Source organism: Vibrio sp. QJM3NY_15 (assembly GCF_057785995.1).
Window position 1 is genome coordinate 711063 of the sequence record NZ_CM173517.1, and the last position, 16869, is coordinate 727931.

General features: G+C 44.0%; 15 protein-coding genes. 11 read left to right on the top strand and 4 right to left on the bottom strand.

Annotated features, from left to right (window positions below):
- Position 1: 1 nt before the first annotated feature.
- On the bottom strand, positions 2-886 hold the full coding sequence (nadK, locus tag AC3CKG_RS03085) for an NAD(+) kinase (protein ID WP_017106601.1): 885 nt from the start codon (positions 884-886) through the stop codon (positions 2-4).
- A gap of 143 nt (positions 887-1029) precedes the next feature.
- Between nadK and grpE the strand changes: the two genes are divergently transcribed.
- The 4 genes from grpE (at position 1030) to dnaJ (ending at position 6967) form a co-directional block, all read left to right on the top strand.
- Positions 1030-1611 carry a nucleotide exchange factor GrpE gene (gene grpE, locus AC3CKG_RS03090; RefSeq protein WP_065104990.1) on the top strand — a complete coding sequence of 194 codons (582 nt, stop codon included), beginning with the start codon at positions 1030-1032 and terminating at the stop codon, positions 1609-1611.
- Between the two features lie 392 nt (positions 1612-2003).
- Complete coding sequence (locus AC3CKG_RS03095; RefSeq protein WP_017106603.1) at positions 2004-3278, top strand: dicarboxylate/amino acid:cation symporter; 1275 nt, start codon at positions 2004-2006, stop codon at positions 3276-3278.
- A 338-nt stretch (positions 3279-3616) separates the two neighbouring features.
- Entirely contained in the window at positions 3617-5530 is a 1914-nt protein-coding gene (dnaK, locus tag AC3CKG_RS03100; protein WP_009848331.1) for a molecular chaperone DnaK, read from the top strand.
- A 288-nt stretch (positions 5531-5818) separates the two neighbouring features.
- A complete protein-coding gene (gene dnaJ, locus AC3CKG_RS03105) occupies positions 5819-6967 on the top strand; it encodes a molecular chaperone DnaJ (RefSeq protein ID WP_017106604.1) in 1149 nt (382 codons plus the stop codon).
- 158 nt (positions 6968-7125) lie between these two features.
- Here the strand turns inward: dnaJ and AC3CKG_RS03110 are convergent, their stop codons facing one another.
- The gene (locus AC3CKG_RS03110; protein WP_488528798.1) at positions 7126-7608 is read right to left on the bottom strand and encodes a type IV pilin protein; all 483 of its coding nucleotides are present in this window, start codon (positions 7606-7608) and stop codon (positions 7126-7128) included.
- Positions 7609-7659: 51 nt separating this feature from the next.
- On the opposite strand from AC3CKG_RS03110, the gene AC3CKG_RS03115 reads away from it, so the two are divergent.
- From AC3CKG_RS03115 to tadA, 7 genes are all read left to right on the top strand, one after another.
- Complete coding sequence (locus AC3CKG_RS03115) at positions 7660-8205, top strand: GspH/FimT family pseudopilin (RefSeq protein ID WP_017074173.1); 546 nt, start codon at positions 7660-7662, stop codon at positions 8203-8205.
- The gene (locus AC3CKG_RS03120) at positions 8186-8827 is read left to right on the top strand and encodes a PilW family protein (protein WP_372096662.1); all 642 of its coding nucleotides are present in this window, start codon (positions 8186-8188) and stop codon (positions 8825-8827) included. Before AC3CKG_RS03115 ends, AC3CKG_RS03120 begins: the two co-directional genes overlap by 20 nt.
- Positions 8824-10161 (top strand): hypothetical protein, encoded by a 1338-nt coding sequence (locus tag AC3CKG_RS03125; RefSeq protein WP_488528799.1) that lies wholly within the window; start codon positions 8824-8826, stop codon positions 10159-10161. The genes AC3CKG_RS03120 and AC3CKG_RS03125 overlap by 4 nt, the downstream gene beginning before the upstream one ends.
- Complete coding sequence (locus tag AC3CKG_RS03130) at positions 10151-10600, top strand: prepilin-type N-terminal cleavage/methylation domain-containing protein (protein WP_488528800.1); 450 nt, start codon at positions 10151-10153, stop codon at positions 10598-10600. Before AC3CKG_RS03125 ends, AC3CKG_RS03130 begins: the two co-directional genes overlap by 11 nt.
- Before the next feature lie 297 nt (positions 10601-10897).
- The gene (locus AC3CKG_RS03135) at positions 10898-12460 is read left to right on the top strand and encodes an AbgT family transporter (RefSeq protein ID WP_017110237.1); all 1563 of its coding nucleotides are present in this window, start codon (positions 10898-10900) and stop codon (positions 12458-12460) included.
- Between the two features lie 217 nt (positions 12461-12677).
- Positions 12678-13967, top strand: a complete 1290-nt coding sequence (locus AC3CKG_RS03140) for a hemolysin family protein (RefSeq protein WP_488528801.1) — start codon at positions 12678-12680, stop codon at positions 13965-13967.
- A 78-nt stretch (positions 13968-14045) separates the two neighbouring features.
- Entirely contained in the window at positions 14046-14666 is a 621-nt protein-coding gene (tadA, locus tag AC3CKG_RS03145; protein WP_065104985.1) for a tRNA adenosine(34) deaminase TadA, read from the top strand.
- A 58-nt stretch (positions 14667-14724) separates the two neighbouring features.
- On the opposite strand, the gene AC3CKG_RS03150 is transcribed toward tadA, so the two are convergent.
- Positions 14725-14859, bottom strand: a complete 135-nt coding sequence (locus AC3CKG_RS03150) for a hypothetical protein (RefSeq protein ID WP_017106613.1) — start codon at positions 14857-14859, stop codon at positions 14725-14727.
- Positions 14860-15177: 318 nt separating this feature from the next.
- Entirely contained in the window at positions 15178-16746 is a 1569-nt protein-coding gene (gene mltF, locus AC3CKG_RS03155) for a membrane-bound lytic murein transglycosylase MltF (RefSeq protein WP_102361813.1), read from the bottom strand.
- Between the last annotated feature and the right edge of the window lie 123 nt (positions 16747-16869).

Genomic DNA, 16869 nt, shown 5'->3' on the forward strand with positions numbered 1-16869 from the left:
CTTAGAACAGCTTACTCGACCAGCCTAGTTTGTTACGTAGAACATGGTAGTAATTGTAGTCTTTAGGGTGGATCAGCTTGAGCACATTAGGGCTTTGGTAAATGTGGATCTCATCACCAGGAGAAACTGGTAACGAGATTTGACCATCGCAGCTGACTTCTTGAGTGCCGCGGTTATCAGGCGATACGATCAGCTTGATACGACGCTTTCCATCCACTACCAGTGGGCGGCTTGAAAGGGTGTGCGGGAACATCGGTACTAATGAAATTGCATTTAAGCTTGATGACAGAATAGGACCACCGCCTGAAAGCGAGTAGGCCGTTGAACCCGTTGGGGTCGATACGATCAAGCCATCAGAACGCTGTGAGAAGGCGAAGCTGTCATCGATATACACTTCAAACTCGATCATGTGCGCAACTTGGCCAGGGTGAAGCACGGCTTCATTAAGTGCAGCATTGTGACTTTTTATTTGGCCATGACGATGTATCTCTGTTTCGAGTAGGAATCGCTCTTCTTCCATAAACTCACCTTTAAGTACATCGGTGAGTGAGGTTTGGAAGTTTTCAGGGTTTAGGTCTGTCAGAAAACCTAAATTGCCTCGGTTAACACCGATGACTGAAATATCGAAACGCGACAAAATACGAGCGGCGCCCAGCATATTGCCGTCGCCACCGACAACAATCGCGAGATCGGCACGTTTTCCTAGTTCAATTAGGCTAGAAAAATGTTCTTTGGGGATATCGTCTAAAATAGTAGCGAGTCTGTCATCAACAAACACTTGATAACCCTCAGCACTTAACCACTGATAGAGCTCTCTATGAGTCTGAATTGCTTGCTGATCTCGAGGTTTACCAATAATGGCGATGACTTCAAATGGCTTTTTCATAACGTTTCCAAACGAATTAGGCTTGAATCAAAATTCTTCATCCCCATAATAAAGGCAAGTTGAACGTCTATGCGAGTGTTTTATATCAATTTGGGGTGCAAACACACCTGTCACTTGCATTGAAAACGAATTCTGGAGAGATCATGAGCAACGAAGAAAACAAAGTAACGGAAGAAGAGCTAGATCAAATCATTGCTGAAGCTGAGAAAGTTGAAGAAGCTGAGCTGAATGAAGAGTCTGTTGATGAGCAAGAAGCAAAAATCGCTCAACTAGAAGCTGCACTGCTATCTAGCGAATCTAAAGTGAAAGAGCAGCAAGATTCTGTACTACGCGCTAAAGCTGAAGTTGAGAATATGCGTCGTCGTACTGAGCAAGAAGTGGATAAAGCACGTAAATACGCGCTAAACAAATTCGCAGAAGGCCTACTACCTGTTATCGATAACCTAGAGCGTGCAGTACAAGCTGCAGATGCTGAGAACGAAGCGGTTAAGCCGATTCTTGAAGGTGTTGAACTAACTCACAAAACGTTCGTAGACACAGTGGCTAAATTTGGTCTTACAGAGATCAACCCTGAAGGTGAAGCATTCAACCCTGAATATCACCAAGCAATGTCTATTCAAGAAAGCCCAGACCACGAATCAAACACTGTAATGTTTGTTATGCAGAAAGGCTACGAGCTTAACGGCCGTGTTATTCGCCCTGCAATGGTAATGGTTGCTAAGTAATTGAGTAGCCGTTTGCCAAGCAATTGATTATGGCAATTGTGAAGTAACAAAATAGCGGCGACAAAATAATTCACTGGTTAACGTGAAATGAAAAGAGAGGCATAGGCCTCTCTTTTTTTATGCCTGTAACTTGAGAGTCCACGTAAATAGTCACCAATATGGCATTAAGAATGTCGTTCTTTTTATTTTATCCAGAACAATGATTTAGAGTTTTATGTTATGAAACTGGTTGTAATTAAAGAAATGTTTCGATGTCACACTTGTAGTGTTTTTGTAAATAAATACTTTTAATTGTTATCTTTGTATGTAAAATCCACTGCAATGTAGCGATTCTGGTCGCATATATAACTATAAAAGTACAAATTTTAAACACAACAAACTGGAGAAGAACGATGGATAAATCGCTCTCAAGTAAGATTTTTGTAGGCTTGTTTGCTGGCCTAATTATTGGTACTGCTATTCAGTACCTATTCAGCGGCATTGCTATTTTTGATACGTACCTACTCGGCGCTGCTGAAGGTGCTGGTGGTATGTTTGTATCACTTATCAAGTTGCTTGTAGTACCTCTTGTATACGTATCTATTGTTTGCGGTATCGTTGAGCTAAAAGATATTCGTTCATTTGGTCGCCTTGGTGGTAAAACCTTTGGTCTTTACATTATTAACACCATCATCGCGATTTCAGCTGCTCTAACGATTGGTCTTATTTTCCAACCGGGTGCTGGTGCGAATCTAGCGGGTACAGTTTCTGAGACAATTGCGCTTACAACAACTGAAACGCCAGATATCTTCTCTCTTGTTGTTAATATCGTTCCTAGCAACCCTGTAGAAGCCTTTGCAAGTGGCGACATGCTGCAAATCATCTTCATGGCGATTTTGACTGGCCTTGCTATCCAAGCTCTTGATTCTCGTGGTGGTCCAGCTATCAAGACATTCAAGATGGCTAACGAAATCATGATGAAGCTTATCGGCCTAGTAATGAGCCTTGCGCCATACGGTGTATTTGCTCTGATGATTCAACTAGGTGCAACACTTGATGCAAACACGCTAATGTCAGTTGCTGGCTATGTAGCGCTTGTTGTGGCAATGCTTGTGTTCTGGATTTTCTTCTTCTACCCAATGATGGTTGGTTCATTCACTGGTATTTCTCCAAAGCAGTTCCTACGTGCAACTCGTGAGCAAGTTCTATTCTCACTATCGACGGCAAGTTCGAACGCGACGATTCCAGTAACAATGCGCACTCTAACGGACAAACTGAACGTATCTAAGTCAGTGGCTGGTTTCGGTGTACCACTGGGTGCAACAATGAACATGTCTGGTGTATCTATTTACATCGCACTAGCAACTATGTTCGTAGCAAACGCATTTGGTCAGCCAATCAACACTGCTGACATCTTCACTCTAGGTCTAACTATCTTGCTACTGTCTATCGGTGCTGGTGGTGTTCCGGGCGGTGGTGTTGTAATGGTCGGTGTTCTATTGCACCAACTAGGTTTGCCACCAGAAGGTCTAGCGATTGTTGCTGCTGTTGACCGTATCTGTGACATGTTCTGTACTTCTTCTAACGTTGTTGGTGACACTGCGGTTAACACTATCGTAGCGAAATCTGAAAACGAAATCGGCGTTGAAGCTAACGAAGAAGCTGAACTAAAGAAAGCAGAAGCATAATCAGAGACTTTTCCTCTATAGATAAAATCTAAGTGGAAAGCCTGAATAGATAAACGGAGCCTAAGTGGCTCCGTTTTTATTGGGTGATCAACCCAGTTATGGGGCTCACATTAAGGTAATGAGATGTATTCGTGTCTAATCATTCCTTTTATTAAAATAAATGTGAAAAAATCCAGTATCCCCCTTGAAAAGGCTTCGTGAGCCCTTATCTATGGTGCATACGAAAGCAAAATACATTTGCATTTAAATTTTGTGTATTAGGGTTGAATCCCTGATTACTACCCCCCACATAGTGGGTATAGCAAAAAACTAAATAGAATTTATTCGGAGAAAGCCTGATGGGTCGAATCATTGGTATTGATTTAGGTACTACTAACTCTTGTGTTGCTGTTCTTGACGGTGACAAACCACGCGTATTAGAAAATGCTGAAGGCGAACGCACAACAGCATCGGTAATCGCATACACTGAAGGCGAGACGCTAGTTGGTCAACCTGCGAAACGTCAAGCTGTTACTAACCCTCAAAACACGCTATACGCGATTAAGCGTCTAATCGGTCGTCGTTTTGAAGATGAAGAAGTTCAACGCGATATCGAAATCATGCCTTTTAACATTGTTAAAGCTGATAACGGTGATGCATGGGTTGAAGCGCAAGGCCAAAAAATGGCTGCTCCTCAAGTATCTGCTGAAGTTCTTAAGAAAATGAAGAAAACAGCTGAAGACTTCCTAGGCGAAGAAGTAACTGGCGCAGTTGTAACTGTTCCTGCTTACTTCAACGATGCTCAACGTCAAGCAACTAAAGATGCTGGCCGTATCGCAGGTCTAGATGTTAAACGTATCATCAACGAACCTACTGCTGCTGCTCTGGCTTACGGCCTAGACAAGCAAGGTGGTGATCGCACTATCGCTGTATACGACCTTGGTGGTGGTACATTCGATATCTCTATCATCGAAATCGATGAAGTAGAAGGCGAGAAGACTTTCGAAGTTCTTTCAACTAACGGTGATACTCACCTTGGTGGTGAAGATTTCGATAACCGCATGATCAACTACCTAGTAGATGAGTTCAAGAAAGAGCAAGGTATCGACCTTAAAGCTGATCCACTAGCAATGCAGCGTGTTAAAGAAGCAGCAGAAAAAGCGAAAATCGAGCTTTCTTCTACTACTCAAACTGACGTAAACCTACCTTACGTTACTGCTGATGCGACTGGTCCTAAGCACATGAACATCAAAGTGACTCGTGCGAAACTTGAGTCTCTAGTTGAAGACCTAGTTCAACGTTCTCTTGAGCCACTAAAAGTTGCTCTAGCAGATGCTGATCTATCTGTAGGCGAAATCACTGACGTTATCCTAGTTGGTGGTCAGACTCGTATGCCTATGGTTCAAGCTAAAGTAACTGAATTCTTCGGTAAAGAGCCACGTAAAGACGTGAACCCTGACGAAGCTGTTGCAATGGGTGCTGCTGTTCAAGGTGGTGTACTAGCTGGTGAAGTTAAAGACGTTCTTCTTCTAGACGTTACTCCTCTATCTTTCGGTATCGAAACGATGGGCGGCGTAATGACTAAGCTTATCGAGAAAAACACAACTATCCCTACTAAAGCGGATCAAGTGTTCTCTACAGCTGAAGACAACCAAAGCGCAGTAACTATCCACGTTCTTCAAGGTGAGCGTAAGCAAGCGACTTACAACAAGTCTCTTGGTCAGTTCAACCTAGAAGGTATCCAACCAGCACCACGTGGCATGCCACAAGTTGAAGTAACATTCGACCTAGATGCTGATGGTATCCTGAACGTATCTGCTAAAGATAAAGCGACAGGTAAAGAGCAGAAGATCACTATCCAAGCATCAGGCGGTTTGTCTGAGGAAGAGATCGAAGCAATGGTTCAAGAAGCAGAAGCTAACAAAGAAGCTGACAAGAAGTTCGAAGAGCTAGTAACTGCACGTAACCAAGCTGACCAAATGATTCACGGCACTAAGAAGCAAGTAGAAGAAGCTGGTGAAGCTCTACCTGCAGACGAGAAAGCTAAAATCGAAGCAGCTATCGAAGCTCTAGAATCAGTTAAGTCTGGTGACGACAAAGAAGCTATCGACGCTAAAGTTCAAGAACTTATGCAAGCAGCTCAAAAGCTAATGGAAATTGCTCAACAGAAAGCTCAAGCTGAACAAGCTGGTGCTGACGCTGGTGAACAACCTAAGCAAGACGACGATGTGGTAGACGCAGAGTTTGAAGAAGTAAAAGAAGACAAAAAATAATTTTTCGTCGCTATAACACGTAATTTCTGCGTCGAAGGTACTCACTTACATCCGTAAGCTCCGTGCCTTCTCCTTGAACTAACGTGTTTAAGCATAGAACAATCGTTTTTCGATTTCTAAATATACGGGCGTCAGAGGTAACTCTCACGCCCGTAAATTTGTATTTAGACTTGTCGATCTAGATAATAGCTTTATTCGGTGCTTCAGCCGGCAGAACTTTTATCTAGATTGATACACAGACTACTGAAGTGATCATTCGGTAGTAGCAATTATTTGGTGACCTAGAACATGTCAAAACGTGATTTTTACGAAGTATTAGGCGTAAGCCGCGATGCATCAGAGCGCGATATTAAAAAAGCGTACAAACGCTTAGCGATGAAATTCCACCCGGACCGTAATCAGGGTGATGACAGCGCAGCAGACAAATTTAAAGAAGTAAAAGTAGCGTACGAGATCCTAACCGATGCTCAAAAGAAAGCAGCTTACGACCAATACGGCCACGCAGCTTTTGAACAAGGTGGCATGGGTGGCGGCGGCGGTTACGGCGGCGGTGGTCAAGGTGACTTCGGCGATATCTTCGGTGATGTGTTTGGCGATATCTTTGGCGGCGGTCGTCGTGGCGGCGGTCAAGCGCGTGCACAACGTGGTTCTGATTTACGTTACAACATGGAGCTTTCTCTAGAAGAAGCCGTTCGTGGTGTATCTAAAGAAATTGAAGTACCAACACTTGTTGAATGTGACATTTGTGATGGTAGCGGCGCGAAAGCGGGTTCTTCTGCACAAACGTGTGGCACTTGTCATGGTCACGGCCAAGTACAAATGCGCCAAGGTTTCTTTGCGGTTCAACAGACTTGTCCTACTTGTAACGGTAAAGGCAAGATCATCAAAGATCCATGTAACTCATGTCATGGTCAAGGTCGTAAACAGAAGACGAAAACGCTTAACGTTAAGATCCCAGCAGGTGTTGATACTGGTGATCGCATTCGTCTATCTGGCGAAGGCGAAGCAGGAGAGCACGGTGCTCCAGCTGGCGACTTGTATGTACAAGTACACGTAAAAGAGCACAACATCTTTGAGCGTGACGGCAACAACCTTTACTGTGAAGTGCCAGTTAGCTTCACAATGGCAGCGCTAGGCGGTGAAGTTGAAGTTCCTACACTGGATGGCCGCGTAAACCTTAAAGTGCCTGAAGAGACACAAACGGGTCGTATGTTCCGTATGCGTGGCAAAGGCGTGAAAGGTGTTCGTGGTGGCGGTGTGGGTGACCTAATCGTTAAGCTAGTGGTTGAAACACCAGTTAAGCTAAGCTCTCGTCAAAAGCAACTTCTTCGTGATTTCGAAGAGACATGTTGTGGCGAAGCGGCGAGCAAGCATAAGCCAAAGTCTGAAGGTTTCTTCAGCGGCGTTAAAAACTTCTTCGATGATCTAACTAAGTAATTAGGTAGTAATTTGAAAATCTTAAAGCCTGCCAATGTGCAGGCTTTTTTGTGTCTATAGATCAGAGAAAAAAGAAGATCTAAGGAGGAAGAAGAGCAAAGACGAAAGAGCTGAGATTTCGGGAGATAAGGTTTAGTGTCCTTTGGTATTTTGTCTTGTCACTTCCAACACGCTTCGGGCTCCGAAACACCCGAGTGGTGCAATTCTAACTTATCGGTATTCGAGTCTAAACATTCATCATTTACCTGCTGTGAAAGTGGTTCAGCCTGAATCGAATAGGTCGCGCTGCTAGCCGAAACTGCTAACGTGTAGCGACTGGTATCCGTATCGCAAAACAAACATGTTCCTCCAGAAATAATACTCTCCGCTGCCGACACGTAGCTTCCCGTGTATAGCGTTTCCATCTCCAATTGTATCTTTGCCATGTCAGCCATTGCAGTGACTCGATGCGCTTTAATTACATGGCTCGTATAACTTGGGTACGCAATGGCGCCGAGTATCCCCACGATGGCGACAGCGATCAATAATTCGATCAATGTCATTCCTTTAGTGCTTAAGTTGTTGTTGTTGCATATATTTCTTCGAATCATCACGAGTAGTTTCCTTTCATATCTCTGCCTATTTTTCTCCGGTGGTAGCATCGGCGCAAGATTAAATGCGGTTACGCATCAGATTACATAGGAATTTGGGAAATGACTCGCGGGTTTACTTTATTAGAGCTGTTAATAACGGTATCGGTTTTGTCGATACTGATAGCCACGGCTGCCCCGAGTTTTAGTTCAGTCCTAGCTTCAACGAAAATCAAAAGGCTTGCTCCTGAAGTGCATGGATTTTTAATTGCCGCTAGGTCAGAAGCTATAGCTCAGAATCAAGACCTTTATCTGTTCTTTTTGGTATCTGGTAGTTCTGGGGCTATTAATAACTCCGATGGCGATTGGGATATGGTTTTAAGTAGCTCTGCATCTTTTGCCCCTGGAAATGTTCTTATGCAGTTAGACGGTTCTTCCTATCGAGACATAAACATTGCCTTTAATTTCTCAGGTCATAATTCAATATCAGTTGATGGTACTAGGGGGCGATTTGGTAATGGAAATATAACAATGGCGCCGGTAAACGCGTTATCTGAACAGTTATCTGTAATAGCGTCTATTACAACCGGGAGAATTCGAATCTGTAGCAGTGATCCAAATCAAAATGGACGCAATAACATAGGCCACCATGGTTATGAGATTTGTTAGTACGCATATCAAGGGAAGTACATTAGTTGAGATGATGGTGGCTTCGGTCATTGGAGTAGTTGCCATTGGAATCATAGGTTCAGTCTTCATTACTAACCAGCGTGTTGCTTCAAAAAATAGTTTAGAGCTTCTGCTATCACAAAACTTATTTTCCACTACTCAAATGATGAAAGAAGAAATTTGGCGAGCTGGTTATGACTCAGATTCGGGAATATCGGTAAAGTTATCGGGTGCCATAAATACAATTTATACCAACCAGGTAAGCGCTGATGAGGCGTATATTGGTTTTGCTTATTTGCAGGATAGTGTCTCGTCGGCATATAGGAACATTGTCTATCAATTCAAAGAAAACAAGCTCAATTACTGCGTGGGAGAGTCCGGTGACCTTTTGGCTATTAATGAAAAACCTATAGGGATGCTCAGTGGTGAGGTAACAATGACATGTCAAAGCTTGTTTTTTGAGCGTCAAATTCAAGTTGATGCTTTATTTGTTGAAGCTGAAGAGCTTTCAACAGGATCTTCGGCTTCTCAAAAAGTAGACATTGAGTTAAAGGCGTCTTTAGTAAATGCCGATGTTAGTCATGAAGTGAGAACTTCCGTTGTTCAGAGGAATTGGCAATGAAGCGATGTAAGCAGGGAGGATTTATCACTCTGTTGTTGGTTAGCGTTCTTCTTGTTGGAACATTAATCGCTTCTTTCGGGAATTTTAAAGTTCTCTTTTATCAAATCAAGCGAGCACAAAATGAAGTTCAGGCACGTAAAGCTCATTGGTTAGCAGAAGGTGGTTTAGAGTGTACTTATTCCTATCTACGTGAGCTCGATAAAACCGTTTTAGATATCAAAGATGCCAGTGCACGTCCTGCCGACTTTTCTAATTGGTGTTCTCCTTATGATAATGAACCGCAAATAGAGGTTTCGGATAGTGCGAGTTCTATCGCTTATGTTATTGCATCTACAACCGATACACAGCTGTTGTCTAAAACTATTCGTGAGAGCTCTCAGTTAGGAAGTGGGGCGATTCAATCAACGGGGCCGATTGAGATCATTGGTACATTGAGCCTGAAGCCTACAGTTAAAGAAGAACCGATCAGTGGTAATGAATATGAATGCGTGAGTGTTACTTTTGCCGATCTTTTTACTTACCAATACGATTCAATACATGGTGATTCAGGACAAACGTTAGGCTTAGAAGTGCTCGACCCAAGTGCGGATGGTCCGTTTTCTGGTTTTGATGGTGTGTGTGATAGCGAATATAAAACGGAGATCCCCAAAGGCAATTCAGGAAGTCGCTACTCAATCTATGCGCCTGATTCCTCTCAAGGAGCGAATCCACCTCCCTTCAAAAAAGACTTTAATCCCGATCCAAATATGAACCCGTTTTATACTTTCTTTGGTATCGCGAAAACGGATCAAAACATTGTCGACTTATCACAAGACACTGATCTTTTTAAGCGCGTGCAGATACTGGATGCGACAGAGTGCGGCACCGAAATCATGGACCATTTTACTCTAGGGCAGACCAAAGGATTGTGGGTTGAGGGAAATTGCCATATTAATTCAGCGGTTGCTGCCGCCAACAATCAATCTCAACTGCTGGTGATTCAAGATGGTGTGCTCGCGTTAAATGGTGCCATGACTTACAACGGTGTGATCTATCATTTGGTCGATTATCAAAAGAGCTATGTTAAAACTCGTATAGATGACTTCTGGAAAGCGCTTGTTACTCCCAATGTATTTGCACCTTTTATCAAAGACATCGATGACGCTGCCGTCCTGAAAAAAAGTGTCGGGATTCAGTTTGCCTCTGGTTTACCTTCAGGCGGCCTTATCTTTGATTCGCCACTTGGTGTGACAACGATTGTTGGTGATATGGATTTGGATTTTCGTTCAGAATCTAATCCGAGTGATCCGCCTTCGATTTACCAATGGAAGCGAGGCTCATGGAATGACTTCTAAACACCAAGGTTTCAGTTTGATAGAGGTGCTTATCTCTTTTTTGCTCATCGGGGTTGCTTCGTTAGGGTTGGTTAAGCTGCAGATTTACGCGGAACAAAAATCGGACTTTGCTCTCCACAGTGTTGAGGCGCTGCATTTTGCTGAAAGGCAGATGGAATACTATCGAACTCGTGTCTCGGATGTGAGTGGGGCGGTCGGGCTAATTCCTTTTTCGGAACTTAACCAAGCGAACCATTGTCTCAACACAGCAAGCTCAAACCCCTTATCCGGTTTATCAAGTTCTGCCTATGCGATGACTTGTGAGGTGTCCAATGCCAGTGGTGCTTTGTCTGGCGCTTTGAAAAATATTACGGTGACTGTTGCATGGCAAGACCGTATGAACAAATCACAAAGCATTTATCTAGAAACTATGCTCTCCAAATACAGTGAGTTTGACTGATCCCTAAGCAAACGTTTACTGCATGCCAAGGCACACGACACTCCTTTTACCGACACTTTTCATTTCTCGGACATTGTTTACGTACTAGTTAAATAGCTGTATATGGAATGGTGTTTTTTGTGTTTTTATATTGTTGCCGTTGCATGGCATTTTTGCAAAATATGTCTCCATTTATGGAAAATAAAGTGGAATCTTGTGCTTTTTTATAGCGACTTTAATAGAATATGTGCTGCACCAATAGGCCGTGGTCAAAACTTATATTAGGCCTAAACAAACAACATCACATATGGAGTTACCATGAGTAACCAAGCCGTAAAAAAAGCACCATCGACTGAGAAGATCAGTGGGATGGACCGCTTTCTAAACTTCATTGAACGCGCCGGCAACAAAATTCCAGACCCAGCAATTCTGTTCTTCTGGGCTCTAGTTATCGTATGGGTAGCATCTGCACTTTTGTCGAATCTTTCATTCGACCTAATCAACCCTCAAACGGGTGCTGCTCTAGAAGTTAACAACCTACTAACTGGTGAAGCGCTTGCTAGCTTCCTAGCGAATATGGTTACCACATTCACAGGTTTTGCACCGCTAGGCATCGTACTTGTTGCTATGTTAGGTGTTGGCGTTGCTGACTCTTCAGGCTTCATTACTACTGGCCTTAAGAAAATGCTGAACTTCACGCCAGCTAAGCTATTAACGCCAATGCTAATCTTGGTTGCTATCGTGTCTCACACAGCAGCTGATGCAGGTTACGTTCTAGTAATTCCTCTTGGCGGTATCATCTTCCACGCAGCGGGTCGTCACCCTCTAGCGGGTATTGCAGCAGCGTTTGCTGGTGTATCAGGTGGTTTCTCTGCGAACTTCATTCCTTCAGGTATTGATCCGCTACTAGCCGGTTTCACTCAAACAGCGGCAAACGTTCTTGACCCTGCATATGTGGTTAACCCTCTAGCGAACATCTTCTTTACGGGCCTATCTTCAGTTCTAATCGTTGCTATCGGTTGGTACGTTACAGAGAAGGTTATCGAGCCTCGTCTTGCTAATACTCCTGTTGATGAAGATGCAGAACAAGCACCTGATCTAGGTACCTTCACAGCGATTGAATCTAAAGCATTCAAATTTGCTGGTTGGGCAATGGTTGCAGGTATTGGTCTACTTATCGCAGCTTTGGTTCCTGAAAACTCTGCCCTTCGTTCGCCTGAAGGTGAGCTAACAGCGTTCTCAGCACCAGTTATGAAGTCTATCGTTCCTCTGATCTTCATCCTGTTTATTATTCCGGGTATCGTCTACGGCCGTGTAGCGGGTACTTTCAAGAATAGTAACGATGTTATCAAAGCAATGTCTGAGACGATGGCAACGATGGGCGCATACATTGTAATGTCGTTCTTCTGTGCTCAGTTCCTATCTGCATTCGCTCAATCAAACATCGGTACTATGCTGGCACTTTACGGTGCTGAAGGCTTGAAAGCGATGGACCTTCCAGGTGAAGCAACGGTTGTTGGTATGATTCTACTAACGGCTGCAGTTAACCTGCTTGTAGGTTCTGCTTCTGCTAAATGGGCACTGATTGGTCCTATCCTAGTACCTATGCTAATGGTTGTGGGTATCTCTCCTGAGCTATCTCAAGCGGCTTACCGTGTAGGTGATTCAGTGTCTAACATCATCTCTCCACTAATGGTGTTCTTCCCACTGGTTGTTGTTTACTGTCAACGTTACGTTAAGTCGACAGGTATCGGTACTCTAGCTTCTCTAATGATGCCATTCTCGATTGCTATGCTAATCGGTTGGTCAATCTTCTTGCTAGCTTACTGGGCTCTTGGTATCCCACTAGGTATCCAAGCTCCTTACACTTACACCATGTAAGATAAGTAAAGCTAAGTACTAAAAGCAAAATTCAGTAAGATAAAATCATCGAAGCCCGCACCGAAATGTGCGGGCTTTTTTTTGCTATCGTTTGCCACTTTTTTTGTATCCAAGATTTTTTATATCCAAAACTTTTTATATTCAAAATAAAGGCACTCAGCTTATACTCCGGATTACGGCTAATTGTTGGCCGGTAAAATTAGGAAATCCAATCCACATGAAGATTCTGCTTTTAGTAGGGTTAATTGTTTTAAATGGTCTGTTTGCCATGTCAGAGATTGCACTGGTAGCAGCAAAGAATAGTCGGCTGAAACGCTTAGCCGAAAAACACCGCTCCGCTCAGATTGCTCTTGAGCTCAAAGAAAACCCAACCCGCTTCCTCTCTACAATCCAAATCGGTATTACGGTAATCGGCCTACTTAGCGGTATTGTGGGCGAGGCGACGCTATCTGCGCCATTGGCCGTTCAACTTGAGCTGTGGGGATTCGACCCAACCCAAGCGAATATATTGTCTACTGCGGTAGTTGTTGTCGGTATTACTTACTTCGCGATTGTTGTGGGTGAGTTGGTGCCAAAGCGTTTTGCTCAATCCCAAGCTGAAAACATCGCCGTGTTAGTGGCGCTGCCTATCTTCTGGTTATCTAAAATCGCGACGCCGTTTGTGTTTGCGTTGTCTGCATCAACCGAAGGTATTCTTAAGTTAATGGGACGTGGTGGCGAAGAAGATAGTGTGACTGAAGACGATATTCATGCACTCGTGAAAGAGGGCTCTGAATCCGGTGTGATAGAGCGTGGCGAGCAAGAGATGATTCGCAATATCTTACAGCTTGATGATCGCCTTGTGAGCTCGTTGATGACGCCACGCCGAGACGTCGACTTTCTGGATATTGACCAACCCGTTGAGCACATATTCAAAAAATTACGTTCGTCAAAGCACAGTGTGTTTCCATTATGCCAAGATCACCTCAATAAAGTGGTCGGTACGGTGTCGGCCAAAGCTTTGTTGAATCAGGCGGGTAATTTAAGTATTCAAGTGATCATGGGGCTGTCTAAGTCTCCGATATATGTTCCGGAGTCTATGAAGGCGTTGCGTTTACTTAGCTACTTTAAAGAGTCGGGTACAGAGATGGCGTTCATCGTTGATGAATATGGCGATGTGCAAGGCCTTGTGACTCATTACGATATTCTTGAAGCGATTGCCGGTGAGCTATCCAATAACCCCAATGACCTATGGACTGAGCAAGTTGAAGACGGGTTGCTGGTGGATGGGTTAATCCCTCTCAGTGAGCTCAAGAACCGCTTAGAGCTGTCAGAGTTAGAAGGGGAAAGCGAAGGCTTCCAAACATTGAATGGCCTTATCACTTGGCTGATTGGGCGTTTACCCGATACGGGAGAAGTCGTTCAATGTCAGCAATGGCAGTTTGAAATTATCTCGGTCGAGAACAACCGTATCGTGAGTGTTAAAGCGACAAAAGTAGCCAATGAGTTGGGCGATGCTGTGAGTTAGATAAGCTGCTAGATATTTAACGAAAAGCCCGCGCTTGTTGTTCGTTATCTTTATTGTTCATAATCATTAAGATTAGGTATGCTTCTCCGCATACCTTTTTTTGTTCTTATCCTTTGTTTTCTGGAGTTCCCTTTGTCAGACCATCAATTCACCCCTCAAGATGAAATCTTCATGCGACGTGCCATTGAGGTGGCCAAGCAAGCTGAGAATGAGGGAGAGGTTCCCGTGGGTGCTGTGTTGGTAAAAGAGGGTGAGATTATTTCTGAAGGTTGGAACCGTTCGATTGGCAGCCACGATGCTACGGCACATGCAGAAATCGAAACCTTGCGTAAAGCTGGGCAAGCTTTGGAAAACTATCGCTTACTCGATACCACCTTATACGTCACGCTTGAACCGTGTCCTATGTGCGCTGGAGCCTTGTTACACAGCCGAGTAAAGCGCATTGTGTTTGGTGCACCTGACTTGAAAGCGGGTGCTGCGGGTACGGTATTGAACCTCTTTGAAAGCCAAGCCTCATACCACTATGCCGATGTTGAGCATGGTCTGTTAGAGGAAGAGTGCCGTGAACAGCTACAGGCGTTTTTTAAACGTCGTAGAAAAGAGATAAAAGAGAAGCGAAAGCTTGAGCGTTTGCAGGAAGAGCAGCGTTTAGAAGCTGAGAAGGCAAGTAACAAGAAGAAGCCAACTAACAAGAGATAGAAGCCAGCTTTCGGCACCCTCTATCGCAAGAGTGCCGCAGAAAACTTACTCGGTATATTTACTCAGAAAGTATCTGCATGAAAGCACGGTTGCGCCAAATGATCTTTTTCTTATTATTTGAAAGCATACGCTTACGACGGTTTGCAGCAACGGTCTTATCAAGGCGCTTCGATTTCAGTTTGTTCTTCATCATTTCAACGATTTCCTATTTGTCGTCTGGCTTTGTAATTATGACTTCAGTTTTAATTATAGTGGTTGTTTGTTTATGAGCTCTGTCGCGAACTTAGCGATACTTTTTGAGTAGCTATCGCGATGGCCAGTGTCTGAATACAACAGAACATCATGGCGCTTATGGTGTGTCGTTATAAAGTTCGATTGTTACTGCAATATGACACCTCAAGTTTAACGGTCACTTTGTTTGTTTATTTTCTCAATGCGAACCAGCCAATACGAACCAGTGGTTCATGTATAAAAAAAAAGAGCAACGCTATATAGCATTGCTCTTTTTTATTTATTTGGAAGACTCAGCTTCGTCGACAGCGGATTCAGCCGCACTGATTGTCGATTCAGCGCCCGAGATCTCTAAAGGTGGGATAACCACCAACCCTTCAAGGCTCGCTTCTTCTTCTTTATTTCGCTTGTTCACATGGCCAATAATGCTTTGGTAATAACGGCGAATGTTCTCAACGTAATTCCTTGCTTCATCACCACGAGCATAACCGTAACGAGTTTTACTGTAGTACTTCTTCTGCTTTAGAAGAGGCAGCCTGTCTTTCACATCACCCCAAGCGTCAGGATCACCGCCTTGTGCTTTGGTTAAGCGACGTGCATCCATCATGTGACCGTAACCTACGTTATACGATGCGAGGGCAAACCAGATCTTTTCATGTTGAGTAATAGAGTCGGGAACTCGATTCACGATACGACGTAAGTATTCCACGCCACCTTGTACCGACTGTTTCGGGTCAAGACGATTAGTTACACCTACGCTTTTCGCGGTTGGTAGCGTCAACATCATCATACCTCGAACACCAGTAGGAGAACGTGCGACTGGGTTCCAGTGTGACTCTTGGTATGCCAAAGCAGCAATCAAGCGCCAATCAAATTCTTGTGAGTATTTCTGAAACAGTGGCGACCATTTTGGTAGCTTGCTATCCAAGGCGCGGATAAAAGCACGAGTATCAACGTAGTCAAAGGTACCAATGTGACCGATGTACTTCTCTTCCAGTGAAGCCAGTTCACCAGATTGTTTTAGGTTACCGAAGAACTCAATCAGCAATGCATACAGGCTTTCATCTTCTGAACGCTCTAAGTACCAAGAGATAGGTTGGTCTTCAGTGAGTTCAAATGCCAAAGCGACGTCTGGGTACAAACGCTGTGCGAGTGACAGCTCAATCGAGTCCGCTACCGTAAACAAGCGTTCTCCAGTCGACACTTCTTTTAGCAGGTCATTGATGTCTGCATTACCGACCGCATCGTAGATAAAGTCATCGTGTGTGTTCTGTAGCTGTTTTAGTGTTGGTTCAAAGTGTGAGTCTTTCACCACAACCAAAGACGGCGTTAGTGTTTCATTTGATGCCGTTTCTTCTGATTCAGATTGTGCTTTTACAAATTCGGCCTGACGCTCGTTTTCAAACTTGATCAGTTGACCGAGGTTTCTTGGTCGCCACTGGCCTTTTTTGTACACGACTTGTTGGCTTACATAGTAATAAGCGGGCGCGGCGCGATACGCACGTGTCAGGTTATTGTTTTGTGTTAACCCAGTCGCGATAAGATCGATCTCGCCTTTCTTAAGGGCTGGAAATAGGCCGGATAAACGGTATGCAGGTTTAACCTCAAGCTTTACACCAAGCTCCTGCGCAAACTCACGAGCTAACTCGTAATCTAAGCCAGCAGGGCCATCGGGGCCGATGTAATAAGAGAGTTGGTTATTCAGGGTGCCGACACGAAGAACGCCGCGATCTCGTATCTGCTCAAGGACACTTTTAGGTTCAGATTCAATCTGGCATCCCGTTACCCCTAACAGAGCGATAACGAGCAGAAGGAATTTAGACGAAAAGATGAGCGTAAATTTAGGCATCAAAATGAAATCTCGAAAAGTGGAAGCCCCTTTATACCAAACCCCGCAAGGCTGGCAAAGCAGGTTTATTTAAACAGTTGTAAAAGTGCTGATAAATGCAGCAAAACTGTCATTTATATCGTT